The 16,240-nt window shown below is 54.0% G+C and carries 13 protein-coding genes; all 13 read left to right on the forward strand.

Annotated features, from left to right (window positions below; all coding sequences use genetic code 11):
• The first annotated feature begins 32 nt into the window (after positions 1-32).
• The 13 genes from IEY53_RS17325 (at position 33) to IEY53_RS17385 (ending at position 16,203) form a co-directional block, all read left to right on the forward strand.
• Positions 33-380, forward strand: coding sequence for a phasin family protein (locus tag IEY53_RS17325; protein ID WP_189027105.1), 348 nt, complete (start codon positions 33-35; stop codon positions 378-380).
• Positions 381-2,051 carry an AarF/UbiB family protein gene (locus IEY53_RS17330; RefSeq protein WP_189027106.1) on the forward strand — a complete coding sequence of 557 codons (1,671 nt, stop codon included), beginning with the start codon at positions 381-383 and terminating at the stop codon, positions 2,049-2,051. It begins immediately after the preceding gene.
• A 283-nt stretch (positions 2,052-2,334) separates the two neighbouring features.
• Positions 2,335-4,110 (forward strand): DEAD/DEAH box helicase, encoded by a 1,776-nt coding sequence (locus IEY53_RS17335; protein ID WP_189027108.1) that lies wholly within the window; start codon positions 2,335-2,337, stop codon positions 4,108-4,110.
• A 190-nt stretch (positions 4,111-4,300) separates the two neighbouring features.
• Positions 4,301-5,125 carry a M15 family metallopeptidase gene (locus tag IEY53_RS17340; protein ID WP_189027110.1) on the forward strand — a complete coding sequence of 275 codons (825 nt, stop codon included), beginning with the start codon at positions 4,301-4,303 and terminating at the stop codon, positions 5,123-5,125.
• Positions 5,126-5,245: 120 nt separating this feature from the next.
• A complete protein-coding gene (locus tag IEY53_RS17345) occupies positions 5,246-5,389 on the forward strand; it encodes a hypothetical protein (protein ID WP_189027112.1) in 144 nt (47 codons plus the stop codon).
• A 139-nt stretch (positions 5,390-5,528) separates the two neighbouring features.
• On the forward strand, positions 5,529-6,005 hold the full coding sequence (locus tag IEY53_RS17350; protein WP_189027114.1) for a glutathione peroxidase: 477 nt from the start codon (positions 5,529-5,531) through the stop codon (positions 6,003-6,005).
• 200 nt (positions 6,006-6,205) lie between these two features.
• Entirely contained in the window at positions 6,206-7,840 is a 1,635-nt protein-coding gene (locus tag IEY53_RS17355; protein WP_189027115.1) for a formate--tetrahydrofolate ligase, read from the forward strand.
• Between the two features lie 396 nt (positions 7,841-8,236).
• The gene (locus IEY53_RS17360) at positions 8,237-9,601 is read left to right on the forward strand and encodes an FAD-dependent oxidoreductase (RefSeq protein WP_189027117.1); all 1,365 of its coding nucleotides are present in this window, start codon (positions 8,237-8,239) and stop codon (positions 9,599-9,601) included.
• Positions 9,602-10,438: 837 nt separating this feature from the next.
• On the forward strand, positions 10,439-11,266 hold the full coding sequence (locus IEY53_RS17365) for a formate/nitrite transporter family protein (RefSeq protein ID WP_189027119.1): 828 nt from the start codon (positions 10,439-10,441) through the stop codon (positions 11,264-11,266).
• Between the two features lie 434 nt (positions 11,267-11,700).
• Positions 11,701-13,794 carry a molybdopterin-containing oxidoreductase family protein gene (locus IEY53_RS17370; protein ID WP_189027121.1) on the forward strand — a complete coding sequence of 698 codons (2,094 nt, stop codon included), beginning with the start codon at positions 11,701-11,703 and terminating at the stop codon, positions 13,792-13,794.
• A 127-nt stretch (positions 13,795-13,921) separates the two neighbouring features.
• On the forward strand, positions 13,922-15,151 hold the full coding sequence (locus tag IEY53_RS17375) for an MFS transporter (protein ID WP_189027123.1): 1,230 nt from the start codon (positions 13,922-13,924) through the stop codon (positions 15,149-15,151).
• Between the two features lie 69 nt (positions 15,152-15,220).
• Complete coding sequence (locus IEY53_RS17380; protein WP_189027124.1) at positions 15,221-15,724, forward strand: GNAT family N-acetyltransferase; 504 nt, start codon at positions 15,221-15,223, stop codon at positions 15,722-15,724.
• A gap of 194 nt (positions 15,725-15,918) precedes the next feature.
• Positions 15,919-16,203, forward strand: coding sequence for a hypothetical protein (locus IEY53_RS17385; RefSeq protein ID WP_189027126.1), 285 nt, complete (start codon positions 15,919-15,921; stop codon positions 16,201-16,203).
• Positions 16,204-16,240 lie beyond the last annotated feature (37 nt).

A 16,240-nucleotide genomic window follows, 5' to 3' on the forward strand; every position in this document is an offset into this window, starting at 1 on the left:
TGACGAAACGGAACCTTTGGGAGGAAAGAACCATGAGTGATTTGTTCAAAAAAGCAATCTCTTTAGGAGTAGGCCTCACCATTGTCAGCAAAGAAAAGGTAGAGAAGGTAGTTGAAGAACTGGTGAAACGCGGGGAGCTTGCCCCCTCGGAATCCAAAGCGCTCGTTGACCGGCTGGTTGAACGGGGCGAAGAGGAGCGCGGGGTATTCAAGACAGCGGTTCAGGAACAGGTTCAGCGTGCCTTAAAGGAACTGAAAGTGCCCGTGCAGAGCGACATCGCCGAGCTGCAGGGGCGAATCACCGAGCTTGAACGCCGTGTGGCCGAGCTGGAGGGCATTTCCCGCCTAGAGGGAACGTTGCCGGAAACGCGTACGGAATAAATGGCGGTACGCATCAGACATGCCGGACGTTACCGGGCGATTGCCATGGCGCTTATGCGTCATGGCTTCGGCTATATGGTGGAGGAACTGGGACTCTACCACCTGTTATCCCTTCCACGCCGCTTGGTGACGCAGGAGGTTCATGAAAGTCTTACGCTCGGGGAGCGGATTCGCCGGGTACTGGAGGAGCTTGGCCCTACCTTCGTCAAATTGGGGCAACTGGCCAGCACCCGTTCGGACCTGCTGCCCGATTCCATTATTCAAGAACTGGTCAAGCTTCAGGATCATGTGCCGCCTTTCTCGGCGGACACCGCAAGATCCATTATCGCCCAGGAGCTGGATCTGCCGCTGGACGAGATCTTTGAATCCTTTGAGAACACGCCGCTTGCCGCAGCTTCCATTGGCCAGGTGCACCGTGCTGTCCTCCATGGCGGGCAGCGGGTAGCAGTAAAGATACAGCGTCCGGGAATTCTGCGCACCATGAGCCGTGATCTGGAGATTCTTCAGGATCTGAGCGCTTTGGCCGAGAGGCAAATGGATTGGGCCAGACAATATGGGCTGGCCCGAATGTCGGAGGAATTCACCAAAGCACTGCTTGCGGAGCTGGACTACAGCCAGGAAGCTCGGAATGCGGAGAAGATTGCCGGGCAATTGACAGAAAAGGATGGGGTCTACATCCCCGCGATCTTCTGGGATTATAGCTCGGAGAGGGTGCTGACCATGGAGTTCGTGGAAGGCATCACGCTGAACCGCCGCGAGTTGCTGCTGGACAAAGGCATCCGGCTCCATGTGGTCGCCGAGCAGATGGTAGAGATGATGCTGCAGCAGATCTTCATTCACGGCTTTTTCCATGCCGATCCTCATCCCGGCAATGTCATGCTGATGGAGAACGGCAAGCTGGCGCTGATTGACTTCGGCATGGTGGGCCGGCTGAGCGAGGAGATGAAGGATCATCTGTCTGCGCTTATTATTGCGCTTATGCGCAAAAATACGGATTCGATGGTACGGGCCATCCTGCGGCTCGGTGTGATAAGCGAGGATGCAGACCGCGCTGCGCTGCATGATGATATGGACCGGCTGCGCGATCAATATTATGATGTCCCGTTCAACAAGGTCAGCATCGGCACGGCGCTGAATGACCTGTTCGGCATTGCCCGCAAGCACCGTCTGGTCATTCCGCCGGATTTGGCGATGCTCGGCAAAACCTTGCTTACGCTGGAGGGTGTCGTCGGCAACCTGGACCCGAACTTCAGCATTGTGCAGATGGCCGAGCCCTTTGGACGCCGCCTGGTGAAGGAGCGCTTCAGCGGCCGGCGTCTGCAGCGCAAACTCCTGGGCGGCGTAGCGGACCTGGCTGAAGGCCTCGTCGGACTGCCTGCGCAGGTGCGGCAGCTGTCCTCGCTGCTCAGCAAGGGCAAGCTGAAGGTCGAGGTCAGCGTACCGGAGCTGAAGAACATGCAGCTCAAGGTAGCCCGGATCGGCAACCGCCTGGCATTCAGTATTGTATTGCTGGCGTTCAGCATTATTATGGCCGGGCTGATCATCGGTTCTTCCCTGCGTGGCGAACCTTCGCTGCTGTGGGATTTTCCAACGGTAGAGATCGGCGCCGTGATCGCATTGCTGATGATTCTGTGGCTCTTATTCTCGATATTCAAGTCGGGAAGGTTCTAGCTGCTTGCCTTTCACAATTATTCTTCATTCGTTGCACACAAATGCGATCAGATCAAGTACAATGGTAAAGATATCTTTCTTAGAGCTTGGCTTTACCTAAAGTGTGCAAAGCTGAACATTCATCATGGGACGGAAGAACTTCGGTGACGGAGTTCTTCCGCTTTTATTTGAATATAATAAGAACACGGCTGCGTCTGAAGTGAGCAAAGTCTGCCTGCTTGGGAGACGAAAGTCTAGAAAGAGCTGTCAACCAATATAGTGAGAATAAAGTGAGGTGGAGAATTTGCCGGGTTTTAAAGATTTGGGAGTATCAGAAGAATTAACCGCGCTTCTTCAGGGTCAAGGCATTGTGAAGCCGACGCCGGTACAGGAAGAAGCCATTCCGCCGCTTACACAGGGGCTGGACGTTATCGCCAGAGCAAAGACAGGCACAGGGAAGACATTGGCTTTTATGCTGCCGATTATGGACAAGATCCATACTGAACGGGCTTACCCGCAGGCGCTGATCCTGGCTCCGACACGCGAGCTGGCCTTGCAGATTACCGAGGAAGCGCGCAAGCTGGCGCGTCATACGGGCGTCAAGATTCTGGCGGTGTATGGCGGCCAGGATGTGGAGAAGCAGCTGCGGAAGCTGGAGGGCGGACGTCATCTGATTATCGGCACACCGGGCAGAATCCTGGATCATATGCGCCGCGGAACGCTTGCGATGGAGGGCATCAAAATGCTCGTTCTCGACGAAGCGGACCAAATGCTGCATATGGGTTTCCTGGAGGATGTAGAGACCATCATCACGGCAGTGCCTTACCGCCGCCAGACCATGCTGTTCTCTGCTACTATGCCTGATCCGATTAAACGTCTGGCTGCGAACTATATGCAGCAGCCGCTGGATATCGTGATTAAGAGCGGTTCGCCGATTCCTTTGGACAACATCCGCCAGCAGGTAGTGGAAGTATCCGACCGTAACAAGGAAGAAGCGCTGAAACAGCTGATTGAACGGGACCGCCCGTATCTGGCGATTATTTTCTGCCGGACCAAACGCCGGGTGTCCAAGCTGAACGAAGCGCTGCAGGCAGCAGGCTACGATTGTGACGAGCTGCATGGAGACCTGTCGCAGGGCAAACGTGAAGCGGTGATGAAAAGATTCCGCGACGCCAAGCTCCAGCTGCTCGTAGCAACGGATGTTGCAGCACGCGGGCTCGATGTTGAGGGTGTGACCCACATCTTCAACTATGATATGCCGCTGGATGCGGACAGCTATATCCACCGGATTGGCCGTACTGGCCGCGCCGGAGGCAAAGGCCTGGCGATCACGTTTGAGGCTCCGCGCGAGCGCGCGGGTCTGGACCTGATCGAGCAAGGCATCTCGCAGCGGCTGGACCGCCGCCGCTACGAGAAGGACGAGTTCGGCGTCGGCGAGTTCAGCGCCGTGATGACCGGCGGCGCAGGCCGCCACAGCGGTGGCCGTCAGGGCGCGGCGCCCGAAGCGGCGCGGTCCGGCCGTGGGCCGAAGACCAGCGGCCGGAGCCAGGGCCGCAGCGGCGGTGCGCCGCGCGGTGAAGGCGCGCGGTCAGCTGGCCGTGGCCGCGTGAAGGAAGCAGGCAGCTGGGCGCAGCCTGCGGAAGGCAAGCGCGGCGGCTACAGCGCCGCCGCACCGAAGGCCGGCGGCAAGAGCGCCGGCCCGGCAAGACCGGGCGGCGGCTACGGTACGTTCAACGCCAGAAGCGACAGCCCGGCGGCAGCCGGGGACGCTGCGGGCAGCACGCGCGGCGGCGGCCGGGCCGGCGTGTCCAAAGGCGGGCCAAGCAGCGGGTACAGCGCCAATGTCAGAGGCGGCGAGAACGGCGGCGCGGGCTGGGGCGCGCCTAGGGGCGGCGGCAAAAAAACCGGCGGCTACAGCGCAGGCGGCTCCCGGAGCGGTGGCCCAGGCGGTTACAGCGGCGGCAAAGGCGGCGGTGCAGGCAAAGGCGGACGCGGCGGGTCTGGCGGCGGCTCGGCACGCGGCGGTCGCGGTACGGGCTCCGGCGGAAGCCGTCCAGGCGGACGGGGCAATTCCAGATAAAAGTCCAGGACATCCATAAATAAAGCATGTTACCATAGGGGGGCAGGAGTCTGGCTGCTAACCTATGGTAATATTTGTTTTTTTGGGGGAAATCCGGATTACATGAAGTGATTGAAACCTTTTTGCCTTTCGGCAGGTCTAATAGATAAAATAGACTAACAGAGAATTGAGGGAGGAAGAGAATTACCTTATGTCCAGAAAGTTAAAAATAATAATACTATTCGTTGTCCTGATTGCCATCGGTTGGGGAATCGGTACCTATACTTCTCCTTCGGCTTCTCCGGAAGACGAAACTGTGGTCAATGGGCAGGCCGGTCTTGAGGGACAACCCCCTGCGTCGCCGGCCCCATCGGCAGTGACGGAAGAAGGGACAGAGCCTGCGCCTACCATTCCGGCAGCTCCTTCAGGGGAGGACGCAGAGCTGACGGTCACAGAGCCGGACAGCGTAACTGTCATGGTCAATAAGCAGTACAGGCTCCCGGAAGACTATAAGCCGGCGGATCTGGTCTACCCGGATGTTCATTTTATATTCTCGGAAAAAATCGAAAAACGGATGATGCGGGCAGACGCTGCCGCCGCACTGGAGGAAATGTTCGCCGGTGCTAAGGCGGACGGCATTTATCTGGGCGGAGTGTCGGCTTTCCGCTCGGAAGCGACACAGACCACCCTGTTCAACCGTTACGTGGAACGCGACGGGGAAGACAAAGCCCGCACTTACAGTGCAGTGCCCGGATACAGCGAGCATCAGACGGGCCTGGCAATCGACATTTCGGGCAGTGAAGGCAAATGTGCAGCCGAGAGCTGTTTTGCCGGCACCAAGGAGGCAGATTGGCTCGCTGCACATGCCTGGGAGTACGGTTATATTATCCGTTACCCTGAAGGCAAGGAGGCCATTACCGGTTATATGTATGAGCCGTGGCATGTGCGGTATGTCGGCAAGGAAATGGCCGAGTCGATCAACGAGCGGGACATTACCCTGGAAGAATATTTTGACGCGGTGCCCGTCTCTAAGTAGTCTGTGATCCTAAGCTGCAGGTTCATGCCGCACAGACCGGTTACTGGTTCAGCCTGGGAGGCTCTGGTTAAGTAGTGGGAAACCGCTATGTGTACAGGTTCATACCAAGGAGGAGACAATATGGCTGAACATAATCACGTGGTAACCAAAGACGGAAATGTATCCATGCAGAGGGTGGACGATGCCTTAGACCGGATTGAACCGGGTCAAAAGGAAGCAATCCTGGAGAATTTTAATTCATTCAAAAGCTACGATGGCAAATAATTAGCAGTATTCAAATGTCCCTTCTCCGGATTTCCGGAGGAGGTTTTTTGCTTTCCAGGCAAGATGGGGTAAGATGAAGGAGGAGCGCGAACCCGCGCTAGGCAAAAACATTATTTGAACCTGAAAGGCAGGGGTAGAGATGTCAATTTACAGTTTTGCGGGAGTTACACCTTCGGGAAAAGAAGTGCCATTTACGGAATATGAAGGCAAAGTGCTGCTGATTGCCAACACGGCCAGCAAATGCGGGCTTACCCCGCAATATGGCGAGCTTCAGAAGCTGTACGAGCAATACAAAGACCGGGGCCTTGTCGTGCTGGGTTTCCCCTGCAATCAGTTTGCCGGCCAGGAGCCGGGAACAAGCAGCGAAGCAGAAGAGTTCTGCCAGATCAACTATGGTGTAACGTTCCCTGTCTTTTCCATATCCGACGTCAATGGGCCGGATGCCAGTCTCCTGTTCAAATATTTGAAGGGCCAGCAGCCGGGTACGGGCGAGAGCAGCGACATTCAGTGGAATTTCACCAAATTCCTCGTGGACCGCAGCGGTAATGTGGTAGCCCGCGTGGAACCGAAAGAATCGCCGGAAACCATGCAGGCAGCGATTGAAGCTTTGCTGTAGTTTTTTCCTCTTACCTTTCCTTTCGTGTCCGGTTTAGGCCGAAGACGCGAAGGGATTTTTGTGTATCTACACCCGGGGCCGTACATAACCAAGGATGAAAAGGTATGAAAATTATCCTTGACGCGTTTCAGAGAACTTGTATTCTTTGAAGAGGAGTATATCAAGCTAGGAATATAACGGCAGGAGGGTTTTTGACAAGGATGAGGTTAATTACAGAGGTAGCTGCGGAAGCGGGGATTGACGAACAACATTTGGAGCTGTATGGAAAATATAAAAGCAAGCTCTCCCCATCATTATGGCAAGATATTCAGCACAAACCGGATGGCAAGCTGGTGCTGGTCACTGCGGTGAATCCCACTCCTGCCGGGGAAGGCAAAACACTGACGACCATCGGGCTGGCTCAAGCTCTGAATGCGGCAGGGGTGAGGACGGTAGCGGCCTTGCGGGAACCTTCACTCGGTCCGTGTCTGGGCATGAAGGGCGGAGCTACCGGCGGCGGCAAATCGCAGCTGGTCCCTTCGGATGATATTAATTTGCACTTTACCGGCGATATTCATGCAGTGACATCTGCGCATAATCTGCTCGCAGCCATGATTGACAATCATATGTTTCATGGCAATGAGCTGAAGCTTGATCCGCAGCGGATTGTCTGGAAACGTGTGATGGATATGAATGACCGCAGTCTCCGCAGCATCGTGACCGGTCTTGGAGACGGCAACGGTACGGTTCGGGAGAGCGGATTCCAGATTTCGACGGCCTCCGAGATTATGGCAGTGCTCTGTTTATGCGAGAATCTTGAAGACCTGAAAGAGCGTATGGGACGGATCCTGATCGGTTACGACCAGTTGGGACGGCCAGTAACGGCCCGGGAACTGGGGGCGGTAGAAGCGATGACCGCTCTGCTGAAAGAGGCGGTTAAGCCGAACCTGGTCCAGACGCTCGAAGGAACTCCGGCCATCGTGCATGGAGGCCCTTTTGCCAACATCGCCCATGGATGCAGCAGTGTAATCGGCACACGTTATGCGCTGAAGCTGGGGGAGGTAGTTGTAACGGAGGCGGGCTTCGGCGCAGACCTTGGCGCGGAGAAGTTCATGAATATCAAATGCCGGCAGGCCGGGCTTGTTCCTTCGGCAGCAGTGCTGGTCGTTACCGTGAAATCATTAAAGTATAACGGCGGTATACATAAAGAACAGCTTGGGAGCGAGAACCGTGAAGCGCTGCGGGCCGGTCTCTGCAATATGGAGCGGCATATTGAGAATCTGGGTAAATTCGGTGTCCCGGTGCTGGTGGCCATTAACCATTTTGCGGGTGACACTGAGGCCGAGGTGGAAGAGGTGCTGGCCGCCTGCCGCCGTCTGAAGGTCCCTGCTGCGGTGTCGCGGGTATGGGCTGAAGGCGGAGCCGGAGGGCTTGCGCTGGCCGGGGAGCTGAAGAAGCTGCTGGCTGGGGACCGGAAGGACCAGTTTGCTCCCCTCTATGCAGACGGGCTGGATATTCCGGGCAAAATCAATACTATTGTCCGTGAGATTTACCGGGGCAATGAGGCGGTTTTCTCCCCGGCGGCGAAGCGTAGCCTGGCAGTCATTGAACGGCTGGGACTTCAGCAGCTCCAGGTCTGCATGGCCAAGACGCCATATTCGTTCTCGGACCAACCCCGGCTGCTGGGCGCTCCCGAGGGCTTCACCCTGGGAGTAAGGGACATTACGTTGTCCCTGGGTGCCGGCTTTGCCGTGGTGGTCACAGGTAATATCGTGACCATGCCCGGGCTGCCAGCCACACCGGCTGCAGAAGGACTGCGGGTTGATGCGGATGGGCAAATCTGCGGTCTTGAATAATGAAGCTTGAATAAGTATCCTCTGAATCCCCGGATTCGCCGTTTATAACTTAGCGGCGTCCCGGGGATCTTTGCGTTTCCGGGCCTTTCCTGCCTTGCAAGGACATAAAGCCCTGGCATCCGGGCAAAGCTAAAGCCATCGAACCGCAAAGACCGAAAATATATCTAAAATTGTGAACAATTTAAGAAGTGCGCGTAAAACACTTGCAATGTGATAAAAATCACAATATAATCAGTTCATAAAGTGAAATAAATCACAACCACAACTTATCAGCCGCTTTACAAACAAAGGTCATTATGTAACTTACTAAGGCATGTATTTAAACCCTCTCCATTCCGGGGGTGAATACATAGCCAAATACAAAAAAAGCTTGCCCATTTGGAGGAGGAAGAAATCATGAAAGTAGCAGTCATTGGATGTACCCATGCAGGAACCGCCGCAATTGTTAATACCGCCCAGTTGTACCCGGATGCCGAGATTACCGTGTATGAGCGCAATGATAATATTTCCTTTCTGTCGTGCGGAATTGCCTTGTATGTAGGCGGAGTGGTCAAAGACCCTCAGGGCTTGTTCTACTCCTCGCCGGAAAAGCTTGCAGAGCTTGGCGTCAAGACCAAAATGCTTCACGAAGTCATTGATGTGGATACAAAGAACAAAACCTTGCGGGCCCGCAATCTGCAGAATGGCGAGGAATTTGAAGACACCTATGACAAGCTGATTATGACAACAGGCTCGTGGCCGATTGTGCCGAAGCTTGAAGGAATGGAGCTGGATGGCATTCTGCTCTCGAAGAATTACAAGCATTCCAACACCATTATTGAAAGAGCACAGCAGGTAGAGCGGATTACAGTTGTCGGGGCCGGATATATCGGTGTTGAGCTGGTAGAAGCGTTTCAATTGAACGGCAAAAAGGTAACGCTGATCGATGGCGAGGATCGGATTCTGAGCAAATATCTGGACGAAGAATTCACCGCTCCTATCCAGCAGTCGCTGGAGGATCATGGAATCAAACTGGCACTTGGAGAGAAGGTCAGCTCTTTTGCCGGAGAGAACGGGAAAGTTACGAAGGTGATTACGAGCAAAGGCGAGCATGAAACGGATCTTGTCATTCTGTGCATCGGTTTCCGTCCGAATACCGGGCTGCTCAAGGGTCAAGTCGACATGCTCCCTAATGGCGCAATCATCGTGAATAACTATATGCAGACCAGCGTCCCCGATGTATATGCCGCCGGTGACAGCTGCGCGATTCATTACAACCCTACCGGCAAGCACGCCTATATTCCGCTGGCTACCAATGCTGTACGGATGGGAACCCTGGTCGCCCGCAACCTGGTGCAGAATACCATTCCTTATATGGGAACCCAAGGAACTTCGGGAATCAAGATTTATGAAGACAATATCGCCGGTACCGGACTTACGGAGGACGCGGCCAAAGCTGAGGGAATGGATGTAGAAGCGGTTATGATTACCGACAACTACCGTCCGGAGTTCATGCCTACATTTGAGGAGGTAATGCTCAAAGTCGTGTTCGAGCGGACCACCCGCCGAATTTTGGGCGCACAGATTATGTCCAAAATGGATCTGACGCAATCGATCAATACTGTGTCCGTGTGCATCCAGAACCAAATGACGGTCGATCAGCTCGCCTTCATTGATTTCTTCTTCCAGCCGCATTATAACAAACCTTGGAACTTCCTGAATACTGCCGGTCTTGCCGCACTGCCGAAGACAGTGGTGCGCAAAGAAACTGTGCTGGTATAAAACAAGATCTTCGCAGCATCAAACCTGGCCGGGTGCCTCAAACTCAAGAGGCTGCTATTCTAATAATGAGACAGTCCTTTTCATTTTAAAAACCGTAAAAAGATAGCAGAGCAGCGATTCTCGCATTACCCGGAGGATCGCTGCTCTGCCGTTTTTGGTTATTTGCAGCTTGTTTACGCCTTAGAGACTCACCGTGACCCCCCGGTTGTCCGCAATTCACAACCGTTGTCTACTATGCATAACTATGAGGGCCAAGTGATTGCCGGGTGCAGCAGGCCGGATGATACCTGGATGATTGCCTAGTAGTGAGAGAAGTCTTTGGTTTGACTGCATTTTGTGCATCGGAACGCAGGCAAATCAGTCTTTTTTTCGATTTGACTGCATTTCGTGCATCAGGTAAGGCAGAACAGGCCTGTATATCTATGTTTTCGATGTTTCTAATGTACAAAATACATCAGAATGTCCTTTAGAGCCCCTCCCGGAGCGATTGGGCTGCACTAAATACACTGGAGCGGTAGCCGGCTAAACTGGCCGTGCGCTCCACGAGATCATTCTTGAAAGGGTTGGTCCGAACTTTTCTTTGACCAGAGGGCGGTTACAAACAAATGCAATGTCTATCCGACTCGAGGAGGTGTCCCTAGCAGCCATTTCTGGCTTCTGAGACACCCTTTTTGGCGTATAGAACCGTTTTGTTTCCACATAGAAGCGGGGGAATATAATTATATTTTGTAAGTGAAATGTTTCACTAAGGTGATAATTATCACGTAAATGTGTTTTACGACGCGCTACAATGGCATAAAGGAACAAATTTAAAGTAAATAGAAGGGGATAGGAACCATGGCTTATAACAAACCGCAGCAAATTGCTGAAGTGACCGTCGGGAATGGGATCAAGAAGGCGCATAACCCTCTAAGTACCGTACTCATCCTCGGTTTTCTGGGAGGAGCGTTTATTTCACTCGGATTTTTGCTGGATATTCGTGTCATTGCAGGCGCACCTGAGGAATGGGGCTCCATTGCCAACTTTATCGGCGCTGCAGTCTTCCCTGTAGGGCTAATTCTGGTTATGCTTGCCGGAGGTGAGCTGCTGACCGGAAATATGATGGCGGTGCCGTTAGCTTTTTTGGCCAGAAAGATTTCATTTCTGGAAGTCATCAAGAATCTGGTGCTGATTACGCTGAGCAATCTGGCGGGGGCACTGTTTATAGCTTATTTCTTTGGCCACATCGTGGGGCTCACAGCAGAAGGAGTCTATTTGGAGAAGCTGGTGGACATGGCAGGGCATAAGCTGGACGCGACTTTCCTGCAAGCCTTTGTCTCCGGTATCGGCTGTAACTGGCTGGTGGCCCTGGCGGTCTGGTTATGTTACGGGGCAGACAATTTTAGCGGCAAAATTCTCGGGATCTGGTTCCCTACCATGGCGTTTGTAGCGATTGGCTTTCAGCACGTGGTGGCGAATATGTTCCTGATCCCGGCAGCCATATTTGAAGGACATTTTACCTGGGCGGAGTACTTCGCTAATTTCGTTCCGGTCTGGCTCGGGAATCTGACGGGCGGTGCGGTCTTTGTGGCTGCGGCGTATTGGATGTCTTACTTGCGTCAAGCCCCGGATGCGGTTCAGGCTGTAGACAGCATACCGGCGTCCGCCCTAAAGAAACATGCTTGATATGCACAATAAGCTTAAGTAACTCATTAAGATAGCGGATGTAGAGAGGCACTCCTGAGAGCGCTCCTGTCCTGTCAGCCCTTTTTTCGGGGGTGGCTGGGGGCCGGGGGTGCTTTTTGCTATGTGAAGCCACGAAGCCATATCTCCTTGTCCAAATACCCCTTTTCAAGGGAATAATCGGGCATAACAAAATTCGCCGTACAGATCCGATTCGGGGGAACGAAATCGGGCTGACGGCGAATGCTGGTAAGGGAGTGTTTCATATGCTCTATTACCCGGACGGCCTGGGAGCGAATCAGCCTTCTGCTACAATTTTGGGGCATTGTGACGAAAGCTGTAAATATGGACGGCAGGACATTCCTGATGGTAATTTCTTTACGGCAGCCATGAGCACCTATAATATATAAATATCTGTGAATAGGGGGACTAGGGCTGTGAATAAAAGTGAAAATGGGATATTTCCGGCGGTATGTCCGCTCGATTGTCCCGATACCTGCGGACTTCTGGTCCATAAGCAGGACGGAAAGATTGTCAAAGTGGAAGGCAACCCCGATCACCCGATCACTCAGGGAGCCATTTGTAATAAGGTGCGGCATATGGCAGAGCGGGTGCACCATCCCGAGCGGCTGAAGCATCCATTACGGCGGGTCGGACCCAAAGGAGAAGGCCGCTTTGAAGTCATCAGCTGGGATGAAGCGATCAGTGAAATTGCCGGTAAGTATAAACAACTGGCGGCGGAGTACGGCCCGGAGAGTATTATGCCCTACAGCTTTTATGGCAACATGGGTGTGCTCAGTGTAGAAGGGATGGACCGCCGCTTCTTCCACGCGCTTGGAGCAAGCCGGCTGGAACGGACCATTTGCAGTGCGGCGGGGGTCGCCGGCTGGAAATATACGATGGGCTTTCGCGGAGGGACAAGTCCCGAAGACACGGTGAACGCCGACGTGATTCTGGTCTGGGGCGGGAATATCGTCAGTACGAACATGCATCAGGTTGTCTTGGCGGAGAAGGCCCGCAAGCGTGGGGCGAAGGTGGTTGTGATCGATGTTCACCGTAACCGAACGGCGCAGTGGGCGGATTGGTTCCTGCCGCTGTATCCGGGCACGGATACGGCGCTGGCGCTCGGACTGATGCATATTCTGTTCCGGGACGGAATGACAGACGATGCCTTTATGGAGCGTTACACGGTCGGCTATCGGGAGCTGCGCGAGCATGCCGCCGCCTATCCGCCCGAGCTTGTATCGGACATTACCGGGATACCTGCCGCGGATATTGAGAAGCTGGCCAGGCTGTACGGTGAGGCGGCCGTATCCTACATTCATATCGGCAACGGCCTTCAGCACCATGACAATGGGGGCATGAACGTGCGGACCATAGCCTGCCTGCCGGCCCTGACGGGGCAATGGCTAAAGCAGGGGGGCGGCGCCTTCAGGGATAACGGCGGGTATGCCTCCATGAATTCGCGCAGCCTTCAACGTCCCGAGCTGCAGCCTGATGCACGGGTGCGTGCCATTAATATGAACCGCATCGGAGAAGCGCTGGAAATGACGGAACAGCCGCTGAAAAGCCTGTTCGTCTATTGCAGCAATCCGCTTGTTGTGGCTCCGGACGCGGAGCGGGTGCGTGCCGGATTTGCCCGCGAGGACCTGTTTACAGTCGTCCATGAACTTTTTATGACTGATACGGCGTTGTATGCGGATATCGTGCTGCCTGCGACCTCTTCTTTTGAGAATACGGACCTATACAGTTCCTATTGGCATCATTATATTCAACTGCAGGAGCCTGTACTTGAAGCCCCCGGAGAATGCAAAAGCAATCGTGAAGTGTTCTCGCTGCTCGGTTTGGCCATGGGTTATGATCCTGAAGTATTCGGCCAGTCGGAGCTTGCGATGATCCGCGAAGCGCTGGACTATCCGCGCAATCCGTACTTGAACGGAGTTACACTGGAGCGGCTGAGGGCCGAGCGGCATGTGAAGCTGGATATGACGCCGAAGGCAGCCTACCTGGACCATCTGCCGACAGCCTCCGGCAGAATAGAGCTTTATTCCAAAAGCATGGAGCTTGCCGGACTGCCGCCGCTGCCTACCTACACTCCCCTCAAAGAGGGATACGACGGCTTACGGAGGCCGGAGCAGGGAACCGGCTATCCGCTGATGTTCATTTCACCGCCGAATCATAACTTCCTGAACTCTACCTTTGGGAATGTAGAGAAGCACCGGAAGATGGAGAAGCGGCCACTGCTGCAGATTCATCCCGAGGATGCGGGAGCCCGCTGCATCGAAGACGGTGATGAGGTCATAGTCTTTAATGGTCGCGGGGACATCAGTCTTACAGCCATGGTTACAGACAAGATGCTGCCTGGTACTGTAATCAGCCAGGGACTCTGGTGGGAAGGGGACGGCCGCCGCCAAAGAGTGAATATACTGACACCGGACCGGCTCAGCGATATGGGACAAGGTGCGACCTTTTTTTCGGCAACGGTTGAAGTGAAGCGGCAGGCCGGGAATCGCCCGCTTTTATCGGAATAAGCAGGTTACTGTTTTATATCTCGATGCTGCGATAAAGCGTCAGTGTAAATGCTTGCCCTGGACCCTGTTTTGGGATGATACTGGATGGAATTAAAGACACATATATTACAGGGGATGTACATTACGCATGAAGTTTTTAGCAGCTTATCCTAAAGAAGTGAAAGTATTTCTGATTGCCAGTCTTATTAATGCCACAGGTAGTGCTTTGATGTGGCCGCTTGTAACAATGTATGTTTTTGATGATTTGGGGCGCAGCATGAAGGATGCGGGGCTGGTGATTCTGATTCAATCCATTGGCGGGATTGCAGGCCAGCTGCTTGGCGGATCACTGTATCACAAGGTGGGCGTAAACCGGCTGATTGTGGGGGCGCTGGCGATGAATGCCCTGGCCTTATTTGCCCTTCCCGCAGCCAGTGTAAATTGGCAGCTTTTCATGGTTACGATGGGTCTTGTCGGGCTGTTCAACTCGCTGTCATTGCCCGCGATACAGGCCTTTATTGGATTCCGCTTTGCGGAGCAGCGCGGCGAGCTGTTCAATGTCATTTATGTCGCCAATAATATAGGCGTCGCGCTGGGTACGGCATTAAGCGGATTTTTGGCCGACATCTCCTATATGCTAAGCTTTGTAATGAATGGTGTAACTTCAGCGGTCTTCGCCGGCTTCTTTTTTGTCTATCTAAGAAAGGTTGGGACAGAGCCGGCCTTGTCCCAGGACACGGTCCGGCAGCAGCACGCTCCGTCTCAACAAGGTGCTTCCGCCTGGAAGCTGATGGGGCATACGCGTATTTATCTGTATATGGCCATCGCTTCCATGTTCCTGCTGATCGGCAACTCGATCTGGAACAGCGGAGTATCTCCGTTTATCATTACGGAAGGCTGGCCCAAGAAGATCTACGGTTTCCTTTGGACGCTGAACGGTATCCTTATTTTTGCAGCCCAGCCTTTAATCAGTCTGATCAAACGCTGGTTTGCAGGTACGTCAACGGCGCAGATGACAGCAAGCGCGGTGTTCTATTTAAGCGGTTATGCCGTTATTCTGCTGCTTCCCAACTACCCCGGTCTGGTGCTGGCCATGCTGCTGACCACGTTGGGGGAAATGCTGATCTCGCCCGCCATGCCTTCCTTTATCTCGGATCATGCGGACCGCAGTGCACCGTTCTATTTGGGATTAAGCGGGGGAATCGGCGCCATTGGCAGAGTGGTAGGCCCTTATTTCATGGGTGTCCTGTATGACAATGGGGGTCTGGCGCCTACGGCGTGGCTGGCCTGCGGGGTGGCAGTGCTGTCCGTGGGATTCTTCATGGTTCACGCCTATATGAACCGCAGAGGGCCTGCAGCCGCGCGGCCATTAGCCTAACCGCCGCCGGCTGTTCGGTGCCATAATCGGCAAAAGATATATTAGAGGCAAGGCAGGGGTGTAGAGCAGATGCAGCAGATCCACAAAGGGACATTTACCATCCGGCTCTCGGAAATCAGGGATGCCCGGGAACTGATTACACTTGATCATATGATTTGGACGCAGGATACGACGCCGGGCCCCCTGGTGTGGCGCTCACGCGAAGATTATTTGCTGCATGCACCGCCCGGCTCTCAACTGGTTGCTCTGGAAGGAGAGCGGCTATGCGGTTATCTCGGTTTCGGCTGCCCCAGCGGGATGGAGAGCAACAGGCATGTATGCGAGATCAACATTGCCGTGCACCCCGAATTTCAGCGCAGGGGAATCGGACGGCTGCTGATCGAAGCGATCAAGCAGCATGCAGGGAATAACGGCATCCGCAAACTGCGCCTGCGCGTCTTATCCTGCAACACACCGGCGCTCGCCTTTTACCGCCAATGCGGCTTCCGGGAAGAGGGACGCTTGAAGGAAGAGTTCTATCTCGGCGGCAGGTATGTCGATGAAATATTTATGAGCAACATGCTCAGACCATAGTGTTATGAGGTTTTTGAATTCAAAGGGGGGTGTTCAGCAGCCAGAAATGGCTGCTAGGGACACCTATTTGAGTTGGATAGACACTTAACAATCCTCTTATGGAGCGCGCGGTCAGTTTGAGCCGGCTGCCGCTCCAGTGTATTTAGTGCAGCCAAATCGCTCAGGGAGGGCTCGAACGTCCATTCTGATGTATTTTGTACATCCGAAATATCGAAAATATCGAAATCCAGGCCTGTTCTGCCTTTCCTGATGCACCAAATGCAGCCAAATCGATAAAAGGCCGGGTTTGCCTGCGTTCCGATGCACAAAATGCAGTCAAACCAAAGACTTATCTATCTACTAGCTCACTACCAGGCAATCAACGTGCAATCAATCAACAATCAACCAACATCAACCAACAACCAACCAGCAATCATCCGGCCTGCTGCACCCGGCTATTATTCGGCTCTCATGGTTACCCACAGCAGACGGCGGTATGAATTGCGGCAACGCACGGTGACTCACTAAGGCCTGCGT

Origin of the sequence: Paenibacillus albidus (assembly GCF_014644435.1) — a bacterium.
In the GTDB taxonomy this organism is placed as follows: domain Bacteria; phylum Bacillota; class Bacilli; order Paenibacillales; family Paenibacillaceae; genus Paenibacillus_AQ; species Paenibacillus_AQ albidus.

Coding starts and splice junctions, on each gene's coding strand:
- IEY53_RS17360 (WP_189027117.1), top strand. CDS start 8,237: ATGAAAGTAGCAGTCATTGGATGTACCCATGCAGGAACCGCCGCAATT.
- IEY53_RS17325 (WP_189027105.1), top strand. CDS start 33: ATGAGTGATTTGTTCAAAAAAGCAATCTCTTTAGGAGTAGGCCTCACC.
- IEY53_RS17330 (WP_189027106.1), top strand. CDS start 381: ATGGCGGTACGCATCAGACATGCCGGACGTTACCGGGCGATTGCCATG.
- IEY53_RS17375 (WP_189027123.1), top strand. CDS start 13,922: ATGAAGTTTTTAGCAGCTTATCCTAAAGAAGTGAAAGTATTTCTGATT.
- IEY53_RS17345 (WP_189027112.1), top strand. CDS start 5,246: ATGGCTGAACATAATCACGTGGTAACCAAAGACGGAAATGTATCCATG.
- IEY53_RS17380 (WP_189027124.1), top strand. CDS start 15,221: ATGCAGCAGATCCACAAAGGGACATTTACCATCCGGCTCTCGGAAATC.
- IEY53_RS17340 (WP_189027110.1), top strand. CDS start 4,301: ATGTCCAGAAAGTTAAAAATAATAATACTATTCGTTGTCCTGATTGCC.
- IEY53_RS17350 (WP_189027114.1), top strand. CDS start 5,529: ATGTCAATTTACAGTTTTGCGGGAGTTACACCTTCGGGAAAAGAAGTG.
- IEY53_RS17365 (WP_189027119.1), top strand. CDS start 10,439: ATGGCTTATAACAAACCGCAGCAAATTGCTGAAGTGACCGTCGGGAAT.
- IEY53_RS17355 (WP_189027115.1), top strand. CDS start 6,206: ATGAGGTTAATTACAGAGGTAGCTGCGGAAGCGGGGATTGACGAACAA.